This is a genomic window from Paenarthrobacter sp. 10L412, assembly GCF_056395565.1.
Window position 1 is genome coordinate 82,242 of record NZ_JBFTJT010000004.1, and the last position, 22,006, is coordinate 104,247.

At 61.7% G+C, this 22,006-nt stretch carries 25 protein-coding genes; 16 read left to right on the forward strand and 9 right to left on the reverse strand.

Annotated elements, in window-relative coordinates:
* The first annotated feature begins 28 nt into the window (after nt 1-28).
* Together AC1DD7_RS05510 and treS are read left to right on the forward strand one after the other, a co-directional pair.
* Nucleotides 29-1,387, forward strand: coding sequence for an MFS transporter (locus AC1DD7_RS05510; protein ID WP_477514148.1), 1,359 nt, complete (start codon nt 29-31; stop codon nt 1,385-1,387).
* A 421-nt stretch (nt 1,388-1,808) separates the two neighbouring features.
* Entirely contained in the window at nt 1,809-3,971 is a 2,163-nt protein-coding gene (treS, locus tag AC1DD7_RS05515; RefSeq protein ID WP_477514312.1) for a maltose alpha-D-glucosyltransferase, read from the forward strand.
* A gap of 52 nt (nt 3,972-4,023) precedes the next feature.
* On the opposite strand, the gene AC1DD7_RS05520 is transcribed toward treS, so the two are convergent.
* Entirely contained in the window at nt 4,024-4,575 is a 552-nt protein-coding gene (locus AC1DD7_RS05520) for a GNAT family N-acetyltransferase (RefSeq protein ID WP_477514149.1), read from the reverse strand.
* Between the two features lie 133 nt (nt 4,576-4,708).
* Between AC1DD7_RS05520 and AC1DD7_RS05525 the strand changes: the two genes are divergently transcribed.
* Nucleotides 4,709-5,146 (forward strand): VOC family protein, encoded by a 438-nt coding sequence (locus AC1DD7_RS05525; protein ID WP_477514150.1) that lies wholly within the window; start codon nt 4,709-4,711, stop codon nt 5,144-5,146.
* Between the two features lie 18 nt (nt 5,147-5,164).
* Here the strand turns inward: AC1DD7_RS05525 and AC1DD7_RS05530 are convergent, their stop codons facing one another.
* Together AC1DD7_RS05530 and AC1DD7_RS05535 are read right to left on the reverse strand one after the other, a co-directional pair.
* Nucleotides 5,165-5,830 carry an alpha/beta fold hydrolase gene (locus AC1DD7_RS05530; protein ID WP_477514151.1) on the reverse strand — a complete coding sequence of 222 codons (666 nt, stop codon included), beginning with the start codon at nt 5,828-5,830 and terminating at the stop codon, nt 5,165-5,167.
* A gap of 24 nt (nt 5,831-5,854) precedes the next feature.
* Nucleotides 5,855-6,199, reverse strand: a complete 345-nt coding sequence (locus AC1DD7_RS05535) for a rhodanese-like domain-containing protein (RefSeq protein ID WP_477514313.1) — start codon at nt 6,197-6,199, stop codon at nt 5,855-5,857.
* Nucleotides 6,200-6,539: 340 nt separating this feature from the next.
* On the opposite strand from AC1DD7_RS05535, the gene AC1DD7_RS05540 reads away from it, so the two are divergent.
* The 5 genes from AC1DD7_RS05540 (at nt 6,540) to AC1DD7_RS05560 (ending at nt 11,843) form a co-directional block, all read left to right on the forward strand.
* On the forward strand, nt 6,540-8,345 hold the full coding sequence (locus AC1DD7_RS05540) for an FG-GAP-like repeat-containing protein (protein WP_477514152.1): 1,806 nt from the start codon (nt 6,540-6,542) through the stop codon (nt 8,343-8,345).
* 57 nt (nt 8,346-8,402) lie between these two features.
* A complete protein-coding gene (locus AC1DD7_RS05545) occupies nt 8,403-8,567 on the forward strand; it encodes a hypothetical protein (protein WP_477514153.1) in 165 nt (54 codons plus the stop codon).
* A 123-nt stretch (nt 8,568-8,690) separates the two neighbouring features.
* Entirely contained in the window at nt 8,691-9,062 is a 372-nt protein-coding gene (locus AC1DD7_RS05550) for a metal-sensitive transcriptional regulator (protein WP_431117276.1), read from the forward strand.
* Between the two features lie 49 nt (nt 9,063-9,111).
* Entirely contained in the window at nt 9,112-9,345 is a 234-nt protein-coding gene (locus tag AC1DD7_RS05555) for a heavy-metal-associated domain-containing protein (RefSeq protein ID WP_477514154.1), read from the forward strand.
* 8 nt (nt 9,346-9,353) lie between these two features.
* The gene (locus AC1DD7_RS05560; RefSeq protein WP_477514155.1) at nt 9,354-11,843 is read left to right on the forward strand and encodes a heavy metal translocating P-type ATPase; all 2,490 of its coding nucleotides are present in this window, start codon (nt 9,354-9,356) and stop codon (nt 11,841-11,843) included.
* A 77-nt stretch (nt 11,844-11,920) separates the two neighbouring features.
* Here AC1DD7_RS05560 and AC1DD7_RS05565 read toward each other — a convergent pair whose 3' ends face one another.
* Complete coding sequence (locus AC1DD7_RS05565; RefSeq protein WP_216924537.1) at nt 11,921-12,193, reverse strand: DUF2277 domain-containing protein; 273 nt, start codon at nt 12,191-12,193, stop codon at nt 11,921-11,923.
* Between the two features lie 158 nt (nt 12,194-12,351).
* Between AC1DD7_RS05565 and AC1DD7_RS05570 the strand changes: the two genes are divergently transcribed.
* Nucleotides 12,352-12,615, forward strand: a complete 264-nt coding sequence (locus tag AC1DD7_RS05570) for a WXG100 family type VII secretion target (RefSeq protein ID WP_477514314.1) — start codon at nt 12,352-12,354, stop codon at nt 12,613-12,615.
* A 130-nt stretch (nt 12,616-12,745) separates the two neighbouring features.
* Here AC1DD7_RS05570 and AC1DD7_RS05575 read toward each other — a convergent pair whose 3' ends face one another.
* Entirely contained in the window at nt 12,746-13,792 is a 1,047-nt protein-coding gene (locus tag AC1DD7_RS05575) for an EamA family transporter (protein WP_477514156.1), read from the reverse strand.
* A gap of 71 nt (nt 13,793-13,863) precedes the next feature.
* Between AC1DD7_RS05575 and AC1DD7_RS05580 the strand changes: the two genes are divergently transcribed.
* A complete protein-coding gene (locus tag AC1DD7_RS05580; RefSeq protein ID WP_431117280.1) occupies nt 13,864-14,412 on the forward strand; it encodes a CGNR zinc finger domain-containing protein in 549 nt (182 codons plus the stop codon).
* 99 nt (nt 14,413-14,511) lie between these two features.
* Here AC1DD7_RS05580 and AC1DD7_RS05585 read toward each other — a convergent pair whose 3' ends face one another.
* The 3 genes from AC1DD7_RS05585 to AC1DD7_RS05595 form a co-directional block, all read right to left on the reverse strand.
* Nucleotides 14,512-14,865, reverse strand: coding sequence for a hypothetical protein (locus tag AC1DD7_RS05585; RefSeq protein ID WP_477514157.1), 354 nt, complete (start codon nt 14,863-14,865; stop codon nt 14,512-14,514).
* A gap of 74 nt (nt 14,866-14,939) precedes the next feature.
* Nucleotides 14,940-15,512 (reverse strand): DUF308 domain-containing protein, encoded by a 573-nt coding sequence (locus tag AC1DD7_RS05590; protein WP_477514158.1) that lies wholly within the window; start codon nt 15,510-15,512, stop codon nt 14,940-14,942.
* A gap of 9 nt (nt 15,513-15,521) precedes the next feature.
* The gene (locus AC1DD7_RS05595) at nt 15,522-16,862 is read right to left on the reverse strand and encodes an MATE family efflux transporter (RefSeq protein ID WP_431117283.1); all 1,341 of its coding nucleotides are present in this window, start codon (nt 16,860-16,862) and stop codon (nt 15,522-15,524) included.
* Between the two features lie 42 nt (nt 16,863-16,904).
* On the opposite strand from AC1DD7_RS05595, the gene AC1DD7_RS05600 reads away from it, so the two are divergent.
* The gene (locus tag AC1DD7_RS05600; protein WP_477514159.1) at nt 16,905-17,489 is read left to right on the forward strand and encodes an antibiotic biosynthesis monooxygenase; all 585 of its coding nucleotides are present in this window, start codon (nt 16,905-16,907) and stop codon (nt 17,487-17,489) included.
* A 40-nt stretch (nt 17,490-17,529) separates the two neighbouring features.
* Nucleotides 17,530-17,964, forward strand: coding sequence for a DoxX family protein (locus AC1DD7_RS05605; RefSeq protein WP_431117285.1), 435 nt, complete (start codon nt 17,530-17,532; stop codon nt 17,962-17,964).
* 143 nt (nt 17,965-18,107) lie between these two features.
* Here the strand turns inward: AC1DD7_RS05605 and aztD are convergent, their stop codons facing one another.
* Complete coding sequence (gene aztD, locus AC1DD7_RS05610; protein WP_477514160.1) at nt 18,108-19,421, reverse strand: zinc metallochaperone AztD; 1,314 nt, start codon at nt 19,419-19,421, stop codon at nt 18,108-18,110.
* A gap of 145 nt (nt 19,422-19,566) precedes the next feature.
* On the opposite strand from aztD, the gene AC1DD7_RS05615 reads away from it, so the two are divergent.
* From AC1DD7_RS05615 to AC1DD7_RS05630, 4 genes are all read left to right on the forward strand, one after another.
* Entirely contained in the window at nt 19,567-19,983 is a 417-nt protein-coding gene (locus AC1DD7_RS05615; protein ID WP_477514161.1) for a hypothetical protein, read from the forward strand.
* Nucleotides 19,984-19,985: 2 nt separating this feature from the next.
* The gene (locus AC1DD7_RS05620) at nt 19,986-20,330 is read left to right on the forward strand and encodes a PEP-utilizing enzyme (RefSeq protein ID WP_477514162.1); all 345 of its coding nucleotides are present in this window, start codon (nt 19,986-19,988) and stop codon (nt 20,328-20,330) included.
* Nucleotides 20,327-20,899 (forward strand): hypothetical protein, encoded by a 573-nt coding sequence (locus AC1DD7_RS05625; protein WP_477514163.1) that lies wholly within the window; start codon nt 20,327-20,329, stop codon nt 20,897-20,899. The genes AC1DD7_RS05620 and AC1DD7_RS05625 overlap by 4 nt, the downstream gene beginning before the upstream one ends.
* A gap of 79 nt (nt 20,900-20,978) precedes the next feature.
* Nucleotides 20,979-21,953 carry an acyl-CoA thioesterase gene (locus AC1DD7_RS05630; protein WP_477514164.1) on the forward strand — a complete coding sequence of 325 codons (975 nt, stop codon included), beginning with the start codon at nt 20,979-20,981 and terminating at the stop codon, nt 21,951-21,953.
* Nucleotides 21,954-22,006 lie beyond the last annotated feature (53 nt).

Sequence of the window (22,006 nt, forward strand, 5' to 3'; positions counted from 1 at the left end):
CTGACAATGTAGACAGGACCTACAGCCCATGACCACCCAACCCAGCCCTGCCCTCGCCACGGAAGCTCCAGCAGAAGGAGCAGCCCAAGCCAGCAAAGTTCCCCACCGCTGGCGAAACCTCGCTGTGCTCACCGGCGTTACCGTGGTGGACAATACGGAAGCCGGCCTCAGTGCCACGCTCTTCCCGACCATCGCGGCGGCCCTGAAACTGCAGAGCAGCCACCTTGGCCTGCTGGCCGCACTCGGCAAAATCATTGCTGTCCCTGCCGGTCCGGCGTGGGCCTGGCTTGCTGGGAAGATCGGCCGACGGAAAGCGCTGATCGCCACTACCCTGGCAGGTGGTGTCTTCGGCATAGCGGCAGGTTTTTCCCAGGACTTCGTTCAACTGTTGATCCTCAACACGCTGATGTCGGCGTCGATCATCGGTGGAAGCCCGATCGCCAACGCCATCATCGCGGACTCCTTCGATGACAGCCAGCGCGGCAAGGCTGCGGGCTACTTCTACGGATTCATGAGCCTCATCAGCTCCTTCATTGCCCCGCTCATCGCCTTGTTCACGGGCATTACCGACGGCTGGCGCTTCGGTATGTGGACCATCGGTGGCATCTGCATCCTGGCCGGCCTGCTGGTAGCACTGCTCCTGAAGGACCCCGGGGTGGGCGCCTCTGAGAAGCAGCTCGCAGACCTCAGCGGCCGCGAGCGCCTCGCCCCGAAAGTCACTGTCCGCTCGGTGGTCTCTCTGTTCCGGATTCCGAGCTTCTCCATCATGATGCTCTCGCGGCTGCTCTCCGGGCACCTCCTCATCACGATCTTCGGTATCCAGTTCCTCGTGGTGGAACGAGGCTTCACCAACGCCGTCGCGGCCATCGTCCTGGTGCCCTTTGGGCTCGGCTACTTTGCCGGGACCGCGGGTGGCGGGTGGCTCGTCGCCCTCCTGGACCGGATCCTTCCCGACCGGGGCCGGGTTGCCTACCTGCAGGGCGCCCAGGTCCTCTTCGCCGCCGTCGCATTCTTCGCCACCCAATTCGACTACGACAACATCGGTATCTACAGCGCGTTCTGGGCACTGATCGGCTTCGCCCAAGGAGCCAATCCGCCGGCCAACCGTCCGATCGTCGCGGCCGTCGTCCTGCCGGAACTTCGGGGCCAGGCCTTCGCTATCTTCCTGACCGTTTTCGAGACCATCGGCTGGGCCGTCTTCTCCCTCGGAGCGGGCGCCCTGGCCTCAACCCTCGGAATCCAGGCCGTGTTCCTCTGGACGCTGGTGATCCTCATGCTGGTCAACGCAGCGGTCCTCACCGCCCTCTACTTCTGCTACCCGCGGGACGTGGAGCGTGTCCGTAATGCGCTGGAGCAGCGCCGGCAGGAAGCACTGCACCAGGGCTGACCAAAGCAACCGCCAAGGCTCGACGACGGCTCTCACATGAGGGCCGTCGTCGGGCCTTTTCGGGTGGTTCCGCAACCCACAGGTCAGTCATAGGTCGACAAATGGTGTACTCCGGTGCGTAGCATGAAGACTCCGGGAAGCCGGAGTACGCGACCTCTTGAACGACCCCTCGGAAGGTCGGCGCGAAAGCGGCGACCGCGTAAAGGAGAAAACTGTGCGGGAGCCCATAGCCAGCGAGAACTTGTCAGATAACCGAAGCCTCGCAGGAGATTCCGGGGGGCAGGATACGTCGGCCAACGGCGTGAAACCCGCAGACGGCGCTAAGCCTGCACAGGGTGTGAACGGTGCAGAGCCTGCGAATGGCGCAGAGCCTGCAGACGGTGCGGAGGCCGCGGACACTCCGGCATCTGAGCCGGCGGAAATTACCTTTGACGAACAGTTCTATCCCGCCCGCCCGAAAGCCCTGCGGCCAATAGCCCGCAGACGTCAATTCTTCGCAGCCCGCCCCTCCTTGGAATTCGACGGGCGCAACCCAACGTATGTGGACTGGCTTCGGAACCAGTCGATGCTCGGCGATGCCAACACCATGGCCCGGCAACTCTCGGGCCAGGCGAGTATGTGGCAGAACGCCTACGCCCGGCCAAACCCCAGGGCGGCGGTGGAGCGCGCACCCGTGTGGTTCACGGCCTATCCTCTCTCCTTCATCACCCGCGAGGGCCAGTCGTTCCTGTCCGCGTTGGGAGATCCCGGGCTCTGGAAAGCGTTCCGGGAGATCGGCATCCGTGGACTCCACACCGGCCCCGTCAAGCTGGCCGGAGGCATCAGCGGTTGGTCCCAAACGCCCAGCGTAGATGGTCACTTTGACCGCATCAGCATGGCAATCGATCCGGCATTCGGCACCGAAGAGGAATTCCGTCGGATGTGCGAAGTCGCCGCAGATCATGACGGCACGGTCATCGACGACATCGTGCCCGGGCACACGGGCAAGGGCGCGGACTTCCGTCTTGCCGAGATGAACTTCCGGGACTACCCGGGCATCTATCACATGGTGGATATCCCCGAGGAAGACTGGCACCTGCTGCCCGATGTTCCCGAGGGCGAAGATTCAGTGAATATCAGTCCCGACGCCGAGCAAGCCCTGCAAAAAGCCGGGTACATCATCGGCAGGCTCCAACGGGTGATCTTCTACGAACCCGGGGTCAAGGAGACCAACTGGAGCGCCACCAGGCCGATCGTGGATACAACCGGCAAAACCCGCCGCTGGGTGTATCTCCACTACTTCAAGGCCGGGCAGCCATCCATTAACTGGCTGGACCCTACCTTCGCCGGGATGCGCTTGGTGGTGGGCGATGCGCTGCACTCCCTCCTGGACCTGGGCACCGGCGCCCTGCGGCTGGATGCCAACGGATTCCTCGGCGTGGAGAAGAGCGCGGAGGAGCAGCCGGGCTGGTCAGAAGGCCACCCCTTGTCCGAGGCAGCGAACCAGCTCATTGGCTCCATGATCCGCAAAGTGGGCGGGTTCTCCTTCCAGGAGCTCAACCTCACGATTGATGACATCAAGGCGCAGTCCGAGTCTGGCCCGGATCTGTCGTACGACTTCATCACCAGGCCGGCCTACCACTACGCGCTGGTCACCGGTGATACCGAGTTCCTGCGGCTGACCCTCCGGCTTGCCATGGAGATTGGCGTGGACCAGGCATCCCTGGTGCACGCCCTGCAGAACCACGATGAACTGACCTACGAGCTGCTCCACTTTGCTGCCGGCCACCGGGACGACGTCTTTGAACTTGCCGGTGAAGAGCTGACCGGCGCTGAGGTTGCCGAGAAGGTGCAGAACACCCTGCGGGAACGCCTCACGGGCGAGAACGGCCCCTACAACGCGGTCTTCACAACCAACGGCATCGCCTGCACCACGGTCAGTTTCATCATGGCGGCGTTGGGCGTCAAGGATCCCGCTGCCATCACCAAGGAACAAGAGTCCCAGGTCCTGGACGCCCACGTGCTCCTCTCCATGTACAACGCGCTGCAGCCCGGGGTCTTCGCCCTTTCCGGCTGGGACCTTACCGGCATCACCGCCTTGGACCGGGCCACCGTACGTGAGCTCACGTCGCAGGGCGACACCCGCTGGATCAACCGCGGGGCGCACGACCTCATGGGGACGAGCCCCGATGCAAAGACGTCGTTGGCCGGGATGCCCCGGGCTACCAGCCTTTACGGTCCGCTGCCTGAGCAGCTCAAGGATTCAGCCTCCTACGCCCGGCGCCTCCAGCAGATCCTGAAAGTAAGGGAAGAATCAGGGATCGCAACGAGCACTTTGCTGGACGTGCCTGACGTTTCCAACCGCGGGCTGCTCGTCCTGGTCAATCAACTCGGCAGCGGCGAGCTTGAGGTCACCGTCCTGAACTTCTCCGACCAGGACATCGCAGGCAGCATCCAATCCTCGCATCTTGTCCCCGGCGCCAGCGTCCACGATCTCTTCAGCGGCGAAAACGTGGGGCAAGTGGATGATCTTGGCAGCTTCTTCCTCGAACTGCGGGCGTTCCAGGGGACCGCGCTGGTTCTGAAGGAAACGGAGACCGAATAGAAGGCCCGACGTCGGCACTCGGCACCCAAGGGGTGAGTGCCGACGTCGGGGTCTATGGCTGGTTGATCAGCCGTGTCCGGGCCGTAACGTCAATCCAGTAGCGCCGAAAATACCGTCCGTCCTCAGCCTGCCTCAGATCCTCGAGCTGGCCGCCACAACGCTCAATGGTCTTGGCGGACGCTGCATTCGCATCATCGCAGGTCAAAAGAACACGATCAGGTTCTCCCTCTGCAGCCAAATGGGCGCAAACTTCCTGCAGAGCCCAGGCTGCCGCACCGCGCCCGCGATCGGACGGCCGAACACCATATCCGATATGGCCTCCCGAGTGCAGGAGCGCAGGAGTGAGGTAGTGGCGGAACGCAATTGCCCCCACATACCGAGATCCCTCGGTGATCCAGCGATAGGTGCAGGGAACAATGCCGACCTTCTCAGCGGCTTGTTCAGCCTCCGCCAGCCGCCGAACCCACGCCACGAAGCCTTCCTGGCTGGTGATGTCATCGTCCGCCAACAACCCCGCACCGTCCTGATGGACTCCATCCCACTCACGGTGCGACTCTGCAAACGACTGGTAATAGGAGGCATCCGGTGCAACAAGTTTGAACATGTGCACGACTATATCCGCGGTGTTTAAAGTCCCGACAAATCAATGATCTTCCCAGCAACTGCTGCCACCGCGAACAGCGCAACCCTTTCAAAGTGATTGGAGCTAACCGCTGCGCCTTGGTAGCTTTCAACGCATGGCCATCAAATTTGAGAATGTGGGTATCGCTGTTCGCGACATCGAAGAAGCAATCGCCTTTTTCACCGATCTTGGTCTTACGGTCATCGGCCGTGACACGATCAGCGGCGAGTGGGCGGACATTGCCGTAGGACTTGATGGAAACCATGCCAAGATCGCCATGCTGCAAACTCCGGATGGTCAGGGTCGCCTTGAACTCTTCGAATACATCCACCCTGAAGCGATCGAGTCGAACCCCACCCGTCCCAACGATATTGGCATGCACCGCGTGGCCTTTTCAGTTGATGACATTGATAAGGCCCTAGAGGTAGCCGCGAAGCATGGATTCCATCCGCTTCGCGGCGTGGCGACCTATGGCGACGTCTACAAACTCACATACCTCCGCGGCCCCAGCGGAATTCTTGTCATGCTCGCCGAGGAACTGAAGAAGGCCTGACGCCCGAGCATCGTCACATCAGTGGCGCGACGTTCGGGCGATCTCTTGGGCAAAATCCTTCAATACCGCAGCCACAGCTTCTGGATGGCTCAAGGCTGCGTAGTGACCACCTGGGATTTCCACCGGTTCGATTCCAAGCCGCTGATGTACTTGGCGTCTCATGAATGAAGCAGGAAAGAACCGGTCCTCACGGCACACTATTGCGATGGTGGGGACCGCCGGATGCCGACCAGGCCAAGGCCCGGCCATCCATGCGCCTTGCTGATGGCGGTCCCTGTCGCGGGCCTGATCCGCCAGATCTTCAGGGACGTCGTTGAAGAAGGCTTCCTGGGGGTCGGGGTCTATGGTCTCGCGGTTGTGTCCCGTGTTGATCCACCAGTCGCCGAACGTCTCGCCCGGCAGTGGGATCATTCCTGCCAAATACACAAGACCTTCGGAGTGGAGCGCGTCGCAAACCAAGGGTGCCGTAAAGCCCCCCAGCGAGTGGCCAACCACGATGGTGTGCTGAGCATCGCCCACCGCTGCTGTCACTGCCTGCACGTAATTCTCAAGCCCTGCAGCGGCGTCCTCGATGGGCAAGTCAACCGCGACGACGCCGTGCCCCGAGGCCTCAAGCAGGGGCCTGACCAGATGCCAGTCCCATGCCGTGGAACCGCCACCATGAATCAGTACAAAAACGGCCACGATTTCACCCAGTTTCCAGGGACATCACGCGTGAGCTGTTACCAGCGGATCGGGCCTCTGGGAACTGACGCCGGAAGCAGTCTCAACTGCGAGGCCGTTCCGGATCCAGTACTCGATTCCGCCTATCAATTCCTTCACGGAATATCCCAGCTCGGCGAATGCCAGCGCCGCGAAGGTGCTGCCGTTGCAGCCCGGACCCCAGGAGTAGACCACCACTTTCGAGCCCGCCGGAATCAAACCATCAGCCAACGCCGGAATCTGCGCAGTCGGAATATGTACCGCGCCGGGAATATGCCCGTGATCCCATGAGGACTGCCGGCGTGTGTCCACCACAACCAGGGAGCCCGGCTCCGAGTCTGCCACTTCCATGACGTCGATCTCACACTGCAACTTGGCGCGAAAATAGGCGGCAGGATCGAGTCTTATGGTGGCAGGTGAGGTTTTCACGTGTCCTCCTTTATCAAGAGCGGATTCAGCGGAGATTCTCGTTCCGCCAGTGCAAACAGTACGCTGAGCCTCCCTTTCCCGCCGCCCCCGGGGTAGACTCCAGCCCACGACGCGGGGAAGCCTGTGGCATTTTGGGGGGATTTCAGTGGGAACTGTTGCCGGTAATTCAGGTCTGCCTTTTCATCGCATTTCGGAGAAACCACGACGCCGATGGGCAGCTGTGCTTTCGGCCGCCGCCTCGCTATCCCTGCTACTTTGCGCGATGCCGGGCACTCCGGTGCGGGCCGACGTCGTGGTGAACAACATTAACGTTGGCGAGGGCGCCAGCGACGTTGTCGTCAACCCTGTCACCAACACCGTGTACGTCACGACGAACGACGGACTAACCATCATCAATGGGAGCACGCAAACCACTGCGACTGCCAAGGTGAAGACGGGTGGGGTCCCGGCCGATCTTGCCGTCAATATCGCCACGAACAAGATCTACGTGAGCAACAAAGGCGGCGAAGCGAGCGGAACAGTTGCAGTCATTGATGGAAGTACGCATACCGCGACCCAAGTCTCCGTTGGTCCCGATCCCCAAGCCATCGCCGTCAACCAAACCACGAACAAGATCTACGTCGGTACCCGGGCCGGCCTCTCTGTAATCGATGGAAACACAAATGCCAGCACCACCATCAACACTGGCTGGGTGTCCCAGGTGGCCCTCAACCAGGCCACGAACCGCATTTATGTCTTTGCCGGTGGCGTGAAAGTTATCAATGGTTCCACAAACAGCGTGACTCAAATCGATATGGGCTCCAGCATTGCTTGGGCGACCAACATGGCTGTTAATCAGGTCACCAACAAGGTCTACATTGCCTCGCATGTTCGCAATTACACGGAGCTCGAAGTCCTGGACGGGGCCACAAACCAAGTCCAAGGCGTCTACTCGGATCTGAACTCAAGCCCGGCTGGACTTACTGTCGATGAGACGAACAACAGGATCTACCTGGGGCGCACATTGCTCGGGGACGGCACCCTGTCATCACGGACTGGGGTCCTGTCCATTTTCGGCGGTGAAGGTGGCGGTCCCATTGATATCAGGACAGGGGAAACGCCGGAGAAAATAGCGGTCAACGGCAAAACCAACAAGGTATACCTCGGTGGGAGCTACCTCGGCGTCACAGTCGTCGATGGCACAACTTTTGCCTTGTCCACGCTATTTATGAAGTCCGGAACCGCCCTTGCTGTTAACGAGACCACTAACAGAATCTACGTCGCCAAATGGTCCGGAACCGTGGCTGTCATTGACGGGAACATTCCGTCCCCGCTCAAGAATGACTTTAGTGGAGATCGGAAAACGGACCTCCTCGCCCGGGACACTTCAGGTTTGCTGTGGCTCTACCCCGGAAACGGCGCGGCTGGTTGGCAACCCCGCACGCAGGTGGGGTCGGCTTGGAACTCCATGACCGCCGTCGTAAGTCCGGGCGATTTCAGCGGCGACAAGAAACGGGACGTCCTGGCCCGCGACGGCGCTGGCCATTTGTGGATGTATCCCGGAAACGGGTCGGGCGGCTGGTTGCCCCGTGTACACGTCGGCTCAGGCTGGAACACCATATCCGCCATCGTGACACCCGGCGACTTCAACGGGGACGGCACAGCGGACATTTTGGCGCGGGACGCGTCGGGAATCCTCTGGCTGTACCCGGGTGACGGCCGCGGGGATTGGCTTCCTCGAACCAATCTGGGAGCGGGATGGAACGCCCTGACGGCAATCGTTGGCCCTGGCGATTTCGATAGCAACGGTACGCCCGATGTCCTTGCCCGCGACGGCTCCGGGCTCCTGTGGCTCTATAGCGGCGATGGGACCGGAGGCTGGTTGGGGAGCCGCAAGCAGGTAGGACAGGGATGGAACTCGATGACCGCGATCGTCGCCCCAGGAGACTTCAGCGGCGACGGCCGTCCGGACATTGTGGCCCGCGACAGCAGCGGCGCACTCTTCCTGTATCCCAGTGCGAGCGGCGGGGCGTGGCTTCCCACTGTACGAATTGGGCAGGGCTGGAACAGCATGACCGCCATTTTCTGAGCAACAAGCTGACGTTCTTCACGGTGGTCACGCGCGCTCGCCCCGCCTCCGGCCACCTTGGACCATATCCAGCACGTCGACGACGCCGCGGCCCTCCTTGCCGCCCTTCACGCAGGACCCGCCGTGGTCATCGGCCGCAGCACCGGCGGGCTCATAGCCCGGCAGTCCTGGCGGAGATTCGTGGCCGGGGACTCGACCTCAGTGATTCCCCTCTGGAGTTGAATGAGGACGACCTGGCAGGCATTCGGCGGCAAGCGCTCATCCTGTCCGCCGAAGACTCTCCAACGAGAAGATACCCCCAGGGGGTACTTGATTTGATACCCCCAAGGGGTATACATTCGAAGCATGAGCAATGCAGACCTGAGTATTAGTCAACCGGGCGGTGACTTCCCGATCATCGAAGTCGATCTGGAGCACGCCGCACCGCACGGTTACACCAGCAACAAGGATGCATACCTACGCCGCCTGAAACGCATTGAGGGGCAGGTCCGCGGCATCGCGCGCATGGTGGAAGAGGACAAGTACTGCATCGACATCCTCACGCAGGTAGCTGCTGCCACCAAGGCGCTGCACGCCGTCAGCCTTGGACTCGTCGAGGAGCACATCGGCCACTGTGTGGTTGGCGCCGCCTCCGAGCCAAATCCAGAAGCCCGCGCCGAGCAGATCGACGCCAAAGTGAAGGAGGCAACCGATGCCATCGGGCGCCTGCTGCGGTAACTCCGCCACCACAGACCACACCATTCAACTCACTACAAAGGAGCGCATCATGAGCCAGACCATCCAGACAAACGTCAACGTTTCCGGCATGACCTGCGGCCACTGTGTTTCAAGCGTGAGCGAGGAACTCGAAGCACTTAACAGCGTGGAAGAGGTCTCCGTTGACCTCAACCCCGGTGGCCTGTCGACCGTAACCATCACATCCACCAGCGAGCTCTCGCCGTCAGAAATAGGCGAAGCCGTTGCAGAAGCCGGCTACTTGGTGGTAGCCAACGAAGCCTAGGAGTCCTCTTGAGTAGCCAGGAGACCTTCAATCAGCCCGAAACCCGGGTCATCGAACTGGACATAGAGGGCATGACCTGCGCCTCGTGCGTCAATCGGGTTGAGCGGAAGCTCGGCAAGCTTGAAGGCGTTGAAGCCAGCGTCAATCTCCCCTTGGAATCAGCCCACGTGACGGTGCCGGCCACGGTAACGGACCAGCAAATCGTCGATACCGTCAACGCCACAGGCTACAAAGCCAAAGTCCGCCAACCCCCAGCCCCCCACCCACACACCGCCACCGAGGTCACGAATGACCACTCGGCCCACGAGGGCCACCAAAATACGTCCACCCATCACGGCGCGATTGCGCCGGATGAGCCAACATTGCTTGTGCCCGGCGGAAGCGGCCACGCCCACGGCGGAACCGCCGGAGGCGTGCGGCAGCATGCGTCTAAGCGAGGAACGAGCGAGCATGCAGAGCACGGCGCCGGCGGTTCCGCACCCGCCGACCACGCCGAGCACGCAAACCACATGTCGCACGGCCCGGCCGCGTCAACACTCCGCCCACGCCTGATCACGGCAGCCATACTGACCGTGCCCGTCTTCGCAATCTCGATGGTGCCTGCCCTGCAGTTCACAAATTGGGGCTGGATTGTGGGTGCCCTGGCGCTGCCGGTGGTCAGCTGGGCTGCGTGGCCGTTCCATAGGGCCGCCGCTATCAACGCCCGGCATTTCGCATCCACCATGGACACGCTCGTTTCCATCGGGGTGATCGCGGCCTACCTCTACTCCGCGTGGCAGTTGTTCGCGGATCCCCGGATGACTGAGCACCCCGGTATGGAAAGCATGTCCGGTGGTGGGCTGTATTTCGAGGTCGCCGCTGTTGTCACCACCTTCCTGCTTTTGGGCCGGTACTTGGAAGCAAATGCGAAAGCAAAGGCCGGCGACGCTTTGAAAGCCCTGCTGAATCTGGGCGCCAAGGATGCCACGATTTTGGTGGACGGCCGGGAGCAGAAAATACCTGCAGAAGAACTCCTGGTAGATGACGTTATTGTGGTCCGCCCTGGTGAGAAGATCGCGACGGATGGTGTGGTCATTGACGGCGCGTCCGCCGTCGACGCCTCTCTCGTTACCGGCGAATCTGTTCCGGTCGAAGTCGGTCCGGACAGTCAGGTGACAGGTGCCACCATCAACACCTCTGGCCGCCTGTTGGTACGGGCTACACGGGTTGGGTCCGACACCACCCTCGCGCAGATGGGCCGTTTGGTCAGCCAGGCGCAGACCGGAAAAGCGCCGATCGCACGTCTGGCGGACAGGATCAGCGCGGTGTTCGTGCCGATTGTGCTGGTGCTTGCGCTGGTGACGTTCCTGTTGTGGCTGTTCTTCTCCGGCGACCTCAACGCGGCGTTTACGGCTGCGGTTGCTGTCCTCGTGATCGCTTGCCCTTGCGCTTTGGGCCTCGCAACTCCTGTTGGCCTGCTGACCGGAACGGGCCGTGGCGCCCAGTTGGGCATCCTTATCAAGGGCCCGCAGGTGCTCGAGGACACCCGCCACGTGGACACCATCCTGTTGGACAAGACCGGCACTGTGACCAGCGGAAAGCTGGCCGTGGATCATACGGTCGCCCTCAACGGCCACTCACCGGCCGCAGTTCTGACACTTGCCGGTGCGGTTGAGTCGGCATCGGAGCACCCCATCGCCCATGCGATTGCAGCGGCGGCCAGGGAAGCAACGCCCGACGCCGGTACTTTTCCGGGCGTGGGTGGCTTCAGTTCCGCTCCTGGCGGCGGAGTCCGGGGAACCGTGGCGTTGGACGGCACCGCAAAAACTGTTGTCGTTGGGCGCTCGGGCTGGCTTGAGAAGAACGGCATTGCCCTCGATTCCAGCCAGCGGGACGAACTCGCAGCTCAGGAGAACAGCGGTGCAACCGCAATTTGGGTTGCTGTGGACGGTCAAGCCGCGGGAATCGTCAGCCTGAGCGATACCATCAAGCCCGGCTCCGCTGCTGCGATCCAGCGGCTGAAGGACCTGGGTATCCGTCCGATGCTGCTGACGGGTGATAACGCTGCCGTGGCCGCCCAAGTAGCTGCCGCCGTCGGGATTTCACCTGAGAACGTGTTCGCTGGTGTCTTGCCCGAAGGCAAAGTCGACGCAGTGCGCAAGCTTCAGGCTACCGGCGCAACTGTGGCCATGGCCGGCGACGGCGTGAATGACGCCGCCGCGTTGGCACAGTCCGATCTTGGCATTGCAATGGGATCGGGTACGGATGTCGCGATCGAAGCCTCGGACCTTACGGTGATGGGCAGCGATCTGGGTCAACTCGTCCAGGCTATTGAGCTCTCCCGCAAGACGCTCTCCACTATCAAGACCAATCTGTTCTGGGCATTCTTCTACAACGCGATTGGTATCCCGGTGGCAGCTCTTGGACTGCTGAACCCGATGATCGCGGGCGCAGCAATGGCAGCGAGCTCCGTGCTTGTTGTGGCAAACTCCCTGCGGCTGCGCTCGTTCGGGAAGTAGCACCAACTAGGAGCAGCACATGACGTTCCGGACTCCCGGAACGTCATGTGCTGCTCCTCAGGTTGCAGGGTTCGGCCCTAAGCCGTCCCGAAGCGGACAGCAGCCCGGGCCTTTGCCTTGGCGGCTTCCTCATCACGGTTCTTCGCCGGGGCGTGACTCACCAACGAATCCAGTAAGTGCTGCGTGATGTGGGCGATCTCGTGGACGGCCTCAGCGAAAGCCTCCTCGTTGGCCTTGGAAGGCTTGGTGGACCCGCTGATCTTGCGCACATATTGCAACGCGGCGGCCTCCACTTCTGCCGACGTAGCGTGTGGTTCAAAGTTATGAAGAGTCCTGATATTCCGGCACATAACCCCATGCTAACTATGGGCAGCGCTGCATGGGGAGGGGTGCCCATCGACGCTTTTTGGAATCCCACGATAGGTTTTAGCTATTGGATCTTCCGGATGAGCCGGAGGCCGCTGGGGATGCCGAAGAGCTCGGGTCCGAACAAATGAAGGAGAATCTCATGGCTATTTGGGGTGCAGATGTTGATCAGCTTCGTCAGCTCGGTAACAAGCTGAAGGCTGGTGCCGAGAACATCGAGCAGCAGCGTTCACAGCTGAAGGGTGCCCTTGACGGCACCGACTGGAAGGGCCCGGACGCTGAAAAGTTCCGCGGCGAGTGGGACAGCCAGCACGCTTCCAACCTGAAGAAGGTTGCCGACGCCCTTCGCGAAGCCGGCGACCGCGCTCAGAAGAACGCTGAGCAGCAGCAGCAGGCTTCCAACTAAGACAGTTGGGAAAACCCCGGACGCAAAGGGCGTCCGGGGTTTTCGCTTTTCCCAGATCGAAACTTGCAGTTGTTCGCCTCCCCTGCCGTTGTACGGGGAGTGCTGCGAACAAACCCGGGAGCCGCCGCCCTTAGTCGCGCGGAACTTTGGCGACAGGCCCGGAGGGGACAGGTTCGACGTCGTTCGCGTGGTCCAGAACCCTGGCGCGAGCCGCCTCTTCAGCGGTCCGGGCGGCCTTACGGTCACCTCGCAATTCGTCTACGCGGACCAGGACCACACCGCCCACAATCAGAAGTCCGCCCAGCAACTGGATGGGACCCGGCAGCTCGCCCAACAGCAGCCACGCCCAGATTACGGCGAACAGCACCTCTGTCAGGGAGACGAAAGACGCCACTTTGGACCCCAGGCTGCGCGCCGCCATGATCCCGGAAACGTAGGCGAGGACGGTCGCGAGAATAACAAGCCCCACAGCCGAGACCCACCACGGTATTGTCCATGGGCCGAGGGTGGTATCAGCGGTACTGAAAGTCATGGGAATCAACCCCAAGGCACCCGCCAGCCACATGACCAGCGCGCCAACCAGAAGCCCACCCGAGGCGAGCACCAGTGGAGGAAGGGTGTCATTTTCCTTGGCTGTGATGAAGAAGTAGATCACCAGGCACACTGCGGCAGCCATGCCCCAGAGGACGCCGATGAAGTCCACCTTCACAGCACCTGTCAGGTCCAGGACAAGGACCAGTCCGCCCAGCGAAAGCAGCGCGCCGGCAGCAGTGAGGGCCCGGGGACGGCGTCGGCTGGCTATCCAGAGCCACAGCACGATCATCACCGGAGCCAGGTATTCGAGCAGCAGTGCGACACCCACGGACAGGCGGGCCACCGCATTGAAGTAGAACAGCTGGCAGCCGGCCACGCCGATGAGCCCGAACAGCAGGATGGTCAGCCAGTTGTCCTTGAGTTGGTGCCAGCGGCCGCGAAGAACTACGACGCCGGGAATCGCCAGGATCAGCGCGGCACCGGTGAGTCGTACGGCAACAGCCGCCCCGGGTGACCAGCCGGTTTCCAGCATGGATTTGGCGAACGAGCCGGAGGTTCCGAAAACCGCGGAAGAAATCAGAGCGATGCCGAGTCCCGAGGCCAGGAAGCCTTTTGCATCAACCTTCGTCTTTGTAGCTGACACAGCAGCCTCCTGTCAGGAGTAAAGTGGGCTTATGGTCATGACAGTACTCCCGAAACATGTAAGGAGTCAAAGTGCATTTTGCGCCTGACACCGAGATTGCACTCCGCAGCGTCGTCAATCTCGTCAACACGGCAGCCAACGGCGAGGATTCCCTGACCTCCGTGGAGGATCTCGACGCGTTTCTGCAGGCCGAAGAATTTTCCGGTTCGAGGACTCATGACGAAGCTGAATTGCGCAGCATCAAGCGCCTCCGGAGTGAACTGGCATCACTCTGGTCCGCCGATGAGGACACGGCCGCAAAGACTGTAAACAAACTGCTGGTTGACGCCAAGGCTCTCCCCCAGCTCGTCAAGCACGATCACTGGGACTGGCATCTGCACGCCACAACCCCGGAAGCGCCCTTGGCAGATCGCATGGGCACAGAAGCCGCCATGGCAATCATTGACGTGATCCGCAGCCAGGAAATGGATCGCATGCGCGTGTGCGCCGCCGACGATTGCGACGCCGTGGTCCTTGACCTCAGCCGGAACCGCTCCAAGCTCTATTGCGACACAGGCAACTGCGCCAACCGAGCCCACGTCGCGGCATATCGGGCAAGGAAAGCTGCTGAGGGCGAATAAGAACCTTCACAGCGCAGACGTTCCTCGCCGTAAACGCTGGCTTTCCCCGGAGATCCAGAAAAAAGCGCCTCCCCACCGAAGTGAGGAAGCGCTGGAAGGTTAGTGGCCGGCGTCGGGCGTTTCCGGCTCGTCAGCAGCCGGACCGGGCGCTGATGTGCCGCCGTGCCCGGGGCGCTTCGAACTGAGATTGACGCCGGAGCCCTTGCCCAGGTGCTCGGCGTTCTCCTTGTGGCTCATGGAAAGCATCGCAGCCACCACGAGGCTCACGATGAACGCGATACCGGCGCCGGTGAAGGCGAGGTCGAACCGGGGAGCGCGTGCGCTGCCGCCCGAGGCAAAGATCAGCACCGCAACAAATGCCAGTACTGCGAAGAACGCGGAGAACATGAGGGGTCCCTTGACCGAGGTCCGCATCTTGCGCGGCTCTCTTGGTGTCTGGTCTGCCACGATCATTCCTCCAATGATGGCGGGCCTGTTCGGCTCCCCGCCGGTTGCAAAAGTTCTACAGCGAGTAGAACGTCCAGCTACTAGTTTACGGCCTCGGGGGAAGCACCCGGCGCAGTGGCCTGGGTCCCCGACTGAGCGTCATGCCGGAGGGTGAGTCCGGAGAGCATCCACAACACTCCGGAAAGGATCGCACCGCCACCAGCGACCCCCAAAAGTGCGTGCGCCCCGAGCGAAATGAAGAACGGCAACGCCACTGCAGTACCCACAGCGATAACGCCGGAAACAATCCAATCACGGGTCAACGAGTCGCGATTCCGCAGGCTGTGGACCAGTTCAAAAACGCCAAGCACCAGCAGCGCTGCGGTGGCGGAAAGTGCGACGCCGGCATCGGACTGAGTGATCAAAGCCGCCACACCCCCTCCTGCGACGACCACCGGAACGGCCGTAGGCAGAACGCGGGACATCCACAAAGCGCCCGCTGTCCCCAGCAGATACAGGCCGATAGCCCACGCGAGGACCTGCACGGAAGGCGATCCCCAGAAGATCGTAACCAGGCCAAACACCAAGGCAACCGCAGCGCGGATCAGCACGGGTTTCCAGAGCTCGGCCACGGAGGCAGACGGTGTCTGGGCAGAATTCGCTGGGAGAGTCACGCGTCCAGTTTAGTGCGAACCCAGCACCATCCATTTATCGGTCCGCGCACGCAACCCCAAAGTGACCCCGCGGGCCAGCATGTAGCCCAGCGCAAAGACGACCCACAACCACACCAGCCCCGCCGCGCCGTCGGGCCTGATGACGTGGACGGCCGCCAGCAGCGGTACATAGACCGCAAGATTTACGACGCCGGCAATCGCCAGGTAGCGCGCGTCGCCAGCACCGATGAGAACTCCGTCGAGGACAAACACGTAGCCGGCCAACGGCTGTCCGACGGCGAGGACCCAGAGCGCCAGGGTCAGAGCCTCCCGGACACCGGCATCAGAGGTGAAGAGGTAGCCGGCCCAAGGAGCGACCAAGGCCAGCAAGAGGCCTGTGACCACCCCAAAACCGAGACCCCATCGGATCATGGTCCGCGTGAGTTCCCGGACGCGGCCAGCATTTCGCGCACCCAATTCCTTGCCGATCAAGGCCTGCGCCGCGATCGCGAGGGCGTCCAAAGCGAAGGCGAGGAAGGAGAAAATGGTCATCGCCAACTGGTGCGCGGCGAGGTTCACTGCGCCCTGGGCTGTGACCACGAGGACCGTGGCGAGGATGGCGAGGCGGAGGCTGAGCGTGCGGAGCATCAGCCACGAGCCAACTTTGGTCATGGCCCGGATACCGTGCCAATCGGGCTTGAAGGACACGTCGTGTTGCCGTGCATTTCGCCCGACCATCACCAGATACACGGCGGCCATGGCCCATTGGGCAATGCTGGTCCCGATCGCCGAACCAGTAACGGAGAGATGCACGCCGTACACGAGGAACCAGTTCAGCCCGATGTTCAGTGCAAAACCTGCAGTGGCAACCACCAGAGGAGTCCGGGTGTCCTGAAGACCACGGAGCACGCCGGTGCCTGCGAAGATCAGGAGCATCGCGGCGAGTCCGGGCATCGACCATCGCAGATAATCGACCGCGAACCCACGCACATCGCCGGTGGCGCCCATCAGGCCGACGAGAGGTTCGGCAGCGACGAAGCCAACCACAGCGAGCGAAATGCCCAGCACCAAAGCCAGCCACACGCCGTCGCGCCCTGCTGCCAAAGCTTTCGCCAACTTACCGTCACCGATCGCGCGGGCGACTGCCGGCGTCGTCGAATATGCCAGGAAGACCATAAGTCCCACAGCGGTATGCATGATCGTGGATGCCAGACCAACACCGGCGAGCTGATCGACGCCAAGGTGGCCAACGATTGCGGAGTCGGCCAGCAGGAACAGCGGCTCGGCTATGAGCGCGCCGAACGCGGGTACTGCCAGGCGCAAGATCTCGCGGGCATTGGAACGAGTGGTGATGGTTGTGGTTTGAGGCACTAAACAAGCCTAGTCCGGTTGGGGGCGGGTAAATTTGGGGGCGTGTCACACAAGCATCCCGTTACAGTTTCCGTTGCCCGCACCATCCTTCCGGGGTACACCCGGCAAGCAAACGCCTGGGCACACGCCGGCCAGGAACTCGCCCGCGAGTGGCCCGGATATTTGGGATCGGGTTGGGTCCGGAATGGTGCTGGATCGAACGAATGGCACATGCTTTACCGCTTCGCCGATGCTGAAACGCTGCACGGATGGGAGCAGTCCGAGGAGCGGCGATGGTGGATTGATAGCGCCCGGGAAATGATGGAAACCACACGCGTTGAACGGCGCACAGGAATCGAGGGTTGGTTTTCACAGCCCGGTGACGCCTCTGTGATCGTCCCCGAAACCGTTGTGCCGCCTCGCTGGAAGCAAGCTATCAGCATCTTCCTACCGTTCTTCCCGCTCAGCCTGTTGGCTAATTTCCTGCTGCACCCTTTGACGCAGAGCTGGCCGCTGGTGTTCCAGGTGCTCCTCAACATCGTCATCCTGACGCCGTTGATGACGTACATCTTCTTGCCGATCACGACGCGCCTTCTCCAGCCATGGTTACAAGCAGCGCCACGTGGGAAAAGTCACGGAACTTCTTAATTAGTTGACTCTTCAACTTATCTCGGGAAAGGTTGAAGATATGAACAAGTCCAGTCTGAGCACCACAGCCCTGACCATCCTGCGCGTTATTGCAGGTTTTCTTTTCGCCGCGCACGGTTGGCAGAAGTTCAACGAATTCACCATCGCCGGAACGCAGGCCTCCTTCGCGCAGATGGGCGTCCCCGGCGCTTCTGCAGTGGCGCCGGTGGTTGCAACCCTTGAACTCGTGGGAGGCATCGCCCTGATCGTCGGGCTCCTGACCAGGGTCTTCGCAGCCCTCCTGGCCGTCGACATGCTGGGCGCACTGTTCCTGGTTCACGCACCGGCCGGCGTCTTCGTCGCCAACGGTGGATACGAGCTGGTCCTGCTCTTCGCCGGCGCAGCGCTGGCCCTCGCCCTCGCTGGTGCAGGCAAGCTCTCCGCCGACAACGCACTCTTCGGCCGGCAGGGATCCAAGCTGCGCGTCCTCGCGTAAGCGCCCTGCTAACCCCAGACGCTCTCTCACATAACAACCCCCTGAGCCGGATGTTCCCTCCCTTTCGTCAGGAAAGTGAGAGAACATCCGGTTTTAAGCCGCTGGACGTGAGAGTGGATCGGCAAAATGACCACGGTGAGCGTTTAGCCTTCGACGCCGGTCAGCTCATTCGGGACGTGCTCCAGCTCAGCCGACTTCTTCACTTTGCCCGCCTTCAAGTCCACCGCGTGAATGCTGCTCGTCGCAGGTTCGGTGACGAACGCCGTCGAGCCCTGGACAAACAGCGTGGGACGCGGGTCCTGCCAGGTGGTGGATTCTTCCCAAGCGGCGACTACCGGGATAGTCGTGGTCACAGAGCCTGAAACCGGGTCGATGACACGCAACGAACCATCAGTTCCGAGCACCAGCGCTTCACCGGCAGGTCCGCGGCCGAGCGAGCGGAAGGAGTAACTGGTTCCAATATCCACAAGCTGTAGGTTTGCGGTCTCAGTGTTGACCAGCGAAATGCGGGTTGGCCGTTCCAGCTCAGCGGCCTTGTCCACTTTGTAGTCCCCCAGGATCACTGGCGACTTCTCGGAACCCGCTTGATTACCCAGACGTCCATAGGCGTCCGGGCTGGCAACTTTGGCAATCACACCATCCTTGTAGATCAGCATGCCGTTCTCGCAACCGACCACCACAGCTTCTCCGGCAGCAACAGCCTCGCCGTGGACGCCCGGGCAGTCCTCATTGCGAACGATTTCCTGACGCTCCTGGCCCTTGCCTGCTGAGAGGACAGCGATTCCCGAACGGCCTTCCTCGTTCCCGAGGGTCACCAGCAACTTGCCGTCTTCCAGTTCGACTGCCACACCGTGATGCGGTTCCGGCGTCGTGTAGACGTCGGTGTCAGGCAGGGCACCATCCTCGATCGAAGCACCCAATGAGGACGACTTGAAGCTCTCGACCTTGCCTGATCCGTCACTGAACAGGACCGTCTTGCCCCCATGACGAACCACGTGACCGGACTTGTCCGCTTCAAACGCCAGCTCGGTCAGCTTGGGCTCGGCAACGTAGTGATGGCTGTGGTCGCCGTGCGGCTCGGTCCAGGCACCTGCGTCGAACAGGCGGAACGAGTCTCCCGTGGATACAAACACGTGGCGTCCGTCGCCAGCGGGATTCAGCCGATTGAAACCGGACAATTCCGCCCCTCCCACAGGCTCGAGGGTGGTGGCGTCCAGAACTTCAATACCGGCGTCGTGCGTGTAAACCAGACGCGGAGTTGGCGCGCCCGCCTCTTTCGGACTGGACTTCTCGCTGCTCGAAGCGGTGGGCTCTGCGGCGTTGCCGGCTGAGCCTCCAGGGGCTCCGCAGGCGGTAAGTAGAAGGGAGGAAAGCCCGACGGCGGCAAGCGGCTTTGCGGGGAAGTGGCGTTTCGGGGTGGCTGGGGCAGGGGACATAAGGGTGAGATGATGAGGCATGCGTTAAATGATATTGATTCTCATTTGTGTATCAACTCGAGGCGGGAATGTGTCACCTTCAGGCGAGCGGCCCTCAACATTATGTTGACAACATAGTGTTGATATCCGATGCTTGCGCTAGAACCGACCAACCAAGGAGCAGCACATGGAAAACTTCGGAGGCTCCGAGGACGCTGACGAAGCGGAGCGGGAAACCAGCGCTGTCCGGTTACTCATTGTCAGGGGTGGTTCGGACCTCAGTCATCGGCCATGGCTCGCCCCTGGTCAACCGCCTTCGGCCATGGACCTGATCCAGCACGTGCTGTGGCGGTCTAGGGGTGCCGGTCAGGGCCCACACACAAATCCCACCCCCGTCGAGGCTGCGGATCTACGTGCCGCCCTCGCTCTGGTTGCCGCCGCTCGTGGTGAGATGGACGCCGTCGAAACTGCGCTTCTGTTTCTTGCGCGGGCAGAAGGCCTCACGTGGCCGCAGATCGCAGAGAGCCTCGGGCTCCGCTCCGCCCAGGCCGCACAGCAACGACTGGATCGGCTTTCGGATCGACCGAACCCTGGTGGGCGGTGACGATGGCTCTGACACTGACGGGAACTGCGGCGAGTGCAGGGACGGCCCGTGGGGCCGCGCGAATCATCAATGGGCCCGATGACTTCGGGCGGTTCCAGCTTGGCGATGTGTTGGTGTGCCGCACCACCGACCCCGCGTGGACGCCACTTTTTGGGATGGCTGCGGCAGTTGTAACTCAGACTGGCGGAATGTTGTCCCACGCCGCCATCGTCGCCCGTGAGTTCGGGATACCGGCCGTCGTAGGTGTCCGGGACGCCATGACGTTGCTCGCGGACGGAACCTCTCTGACGATCAACGGATCTTTGGGGACAGTTGCCTGCGCTGCCGTTGCGGGATCAGCCGAATGACTGGCGACTTGTTGCTTACACTTCACGCCGTCCGACTCCTCGGGTTCGCCGACACCCAAGCAGTGGCGGATCGATTCAGACGGGATCACAGCCTGATCGAATCCGAACTCATCGACGCCGGCGTGCTCGGGTTCGTTTCCCACACTTCCTTTGCTGGTAGCAGCGGATGGTCCCTGTCCAGTGCGGGGCGTGTCGAGAATGAACGCCTCCTCGCGGCTGAGCTGGACCGTGAAGACGCCGGCGCAGTGGTGATGGGTGTGCACGACGAGTTTGTGGACCTTAATCTGACCGTCGTCAGTGCCTGCGGCGCCATCCAACTGCAGCAGGTAACGGGCACGGCTGCCTCCGGGATTTTGGAGGAGGCGTTGGCTTCGTGGAGTCCGTTGGAAGAACGTCTGACGGGATCATTGCCACGGTTCGCGGGCTACTCCCGGCGGCTGATGGACGCGCTTGCGCAGGCGCGGAGGGACAGCGCCTGGTTCACCGCGACCGACCGTGATTCCTTCCATCGGGCATGGTTCGAGCTGCACGAGGATCTCATCGCAACCCTGGGAATCCAGCGCGGGTAGGCAGCGGGCGTCCGGCCACGGGGACAGCGGGTCCAGACTTACTCACGTAACAGAAACATGCCGACAGTAAACTTCCAGCATGAGTGAGACAGCCGGCAACTCCGTGACCCTCCGCTTCCTTGCGGCTCCGATGGACATTGGACACAGCGGCTCGGTCGACGCCGGCACAGTCCTTGAGTGGGTGGACAAGGCCGCGTACGCCGCAGCCGTGGGCTGGGCTAAGTCGTATTGCGTCACCGCCTACGTGGGCAACATTCACTTCACCGATCCGGTGAACAGCGGCGACATGGTGGAGGTAACTTCCACCATCGTGTACACGGGTCGCTCCTCCATGCACATCCACACGGTGGTCAGTTCCCGTGACCCCAAGGGCGGACCGGAGACGATGCACAGCCAGTGCATGGTGATATTCGTGGCCGTAGGACCTGACGGCAAACCGATTCCCGTGCCGCAATTCGAGCCCTCCACCCCGGAAGAAATCGAGCAAAGGCATCACGCGCTTGCGCGCATTGAAGTGCGTGAACAGATCGTCAATGCGATGAACGCCCAGGAATATACCGACGCCGGGACCGCCGAGCGCGTCGTCCTGCGGTTTATGGCGGCCCCCACTGATGTGAACTGGGGCGGCAAGGTCCACGGCGGCATCGTCATGAAATGGATTGACGAAGCCGCGTACGTTTGCGCCTCGCGATACTGCGGCAAGGACACCGTCGCAGTCTTCTCAGGCGGCGTGCGTTTCTATCGGCCGTTGTTGATCGGCCACGTGGTGGAAGTAGAAGCTCGTCTCGTTTACACGGGTGCAAAGGGAATGCACATCGCTGTCCATGTCCGCTCCGGTGATCCGAAAACCCGCGAGATGAATCTGACCACGTACTGCCTCACCGTGATGGTGGCCCGGGACGAAACGGGAACGGCTGTGCCCATTCCAGAGTGGGTTCCTGTATCGGAAGAGGACAAGAAGTTGCATGCCCACGCCCGCGAGTTGTTGGAAATCCGAGGCCGGGCGCCGGGGAATCGGCTGCCGGATCATTTGCTGAAGGCGGCTGGCAACTAGCTGAAACCCCATCACCTCAGGCACGAACACCGGTAAAATGGGCCTAGAGGTGC

Excerpts from the sequence above, each read along its gene's own strand:
- AC1DD7_RS05510 (WP_477514148.1), top strand. The coding sequence starts at position 29 with ATGACCACCCAACCCAGCCCTGCCCTCGCCACGGAAGCTCCAGCAGAA.
- AC1DD7_RS05520 (WP_477514149.1), bottom strand. The coding sequence starts at position 4,575 with ATGTTCAAACTTGTTGCACCGGATGCCTCCTATTACCAGTCGTTTGCA.
- AC1DD7_RS05525 (WP_477514150.1), top strand. The coding sequence starts at position 4,709 with ATGGCCATCAAATTTGAGAATGTGGGTATCGCTGTTCGCGACATCGAA.
- AC1DD7_RS05535 (WP_477514313.1), bottom strand. The coding sequence starts at position 6,199 with ATGGAAGTGGCAGACTCGGAGCCGGGCTCCCTGGTTGTGGTGGACACA.
- AC1DD7_RS05540 (WP_477514152.1), top strand. The coding sequence starts at position 6,540 with ATGCCGGGCACTCCGGTGCGGGCCGACGTCGTGGTGAACAACATTAAC.
- AC1DD7_RS05550 (WP_431117276.1), top strand. The coding sequence starts at position 8,691 with ATGAGCAATGCAGACCTGAGTATTAGTCAACCGGGCGGTGACTTCCCG.
- AC1DD7_RS05555 (WP_477514154.1), top strand. The coding sequence starts at position 9,112 with ATGAGCCAGACCATCCAGACAAACGTCAACGTTTCCGGCATGACCTGC.
- AC1DD7_RS05565 (WP_216924537.1), bottom strand. The coding sequence starts at position 12,193 with ATGTGCCGGAATATCAGGACTCTTCATAACTTTGAACCACACGCTACG.
- AC1DD7_RS05570 (WP_477514314.1), top strand. The coding sequence starts at position 12,352 with ATGGCTATTTGGGGTGCAGATGTTGATCAGCTTCGTCAGCTCGGTAAC.
- AC1DD7_RS05585 (WP_477514157.1), bottom strand. The coding sequence starts at position 14,865 with ATGATCGTGGCAGACCAGACACCAAGAGAGCCGCGCAAGATGCGGACC.
- AC1DD7_RS05605 (WP_431117285.1), top strand. The coding sequence starts at position 17,530 with ATGAACAAGTCCAGTCTGAGCACCACAGCCCTGACCATCCTGCGCGTT.
- aztD (WP_477514160.1), bottom strand. The coding sequence starts at position 19,421 with ATGCCTCATCATCTCACCCTTATGTCCCCTGCCCCAGCCACCCCGAAA.
- AC1DD7_RS05615 (WP_477514161.1), top strand. The coding sequence starts at position 19,567 with ATGGAAAACTTCGGAGGCTCCGAGGACGCTGACGAAGCGGAGCGGGAA.
- AC1DD7_RS05620 (WP_477514162.1), top strand. The coding sequence starts at position 19,986 with ATGGCTCTGACACTGACGGGAACTGCGGCGAGTGCAGGGACGGCCCGT.
- AC1DD7_RS05625 (WP_477514163.1), top strand. The coding sequence starts at position 20,327 with ATGACTGGCGACTTGTTGCTTACACTTCACGCCGTCCGACTCCTCGGG.
- AC1DD7_RS05630 (WP_477514164.1), top strand. The coding sequence starts at position 20,979 with ATGAGTGAGACAGCCGGCAACTCCGTGACCCTCCGCTTCCTTGCGGCT.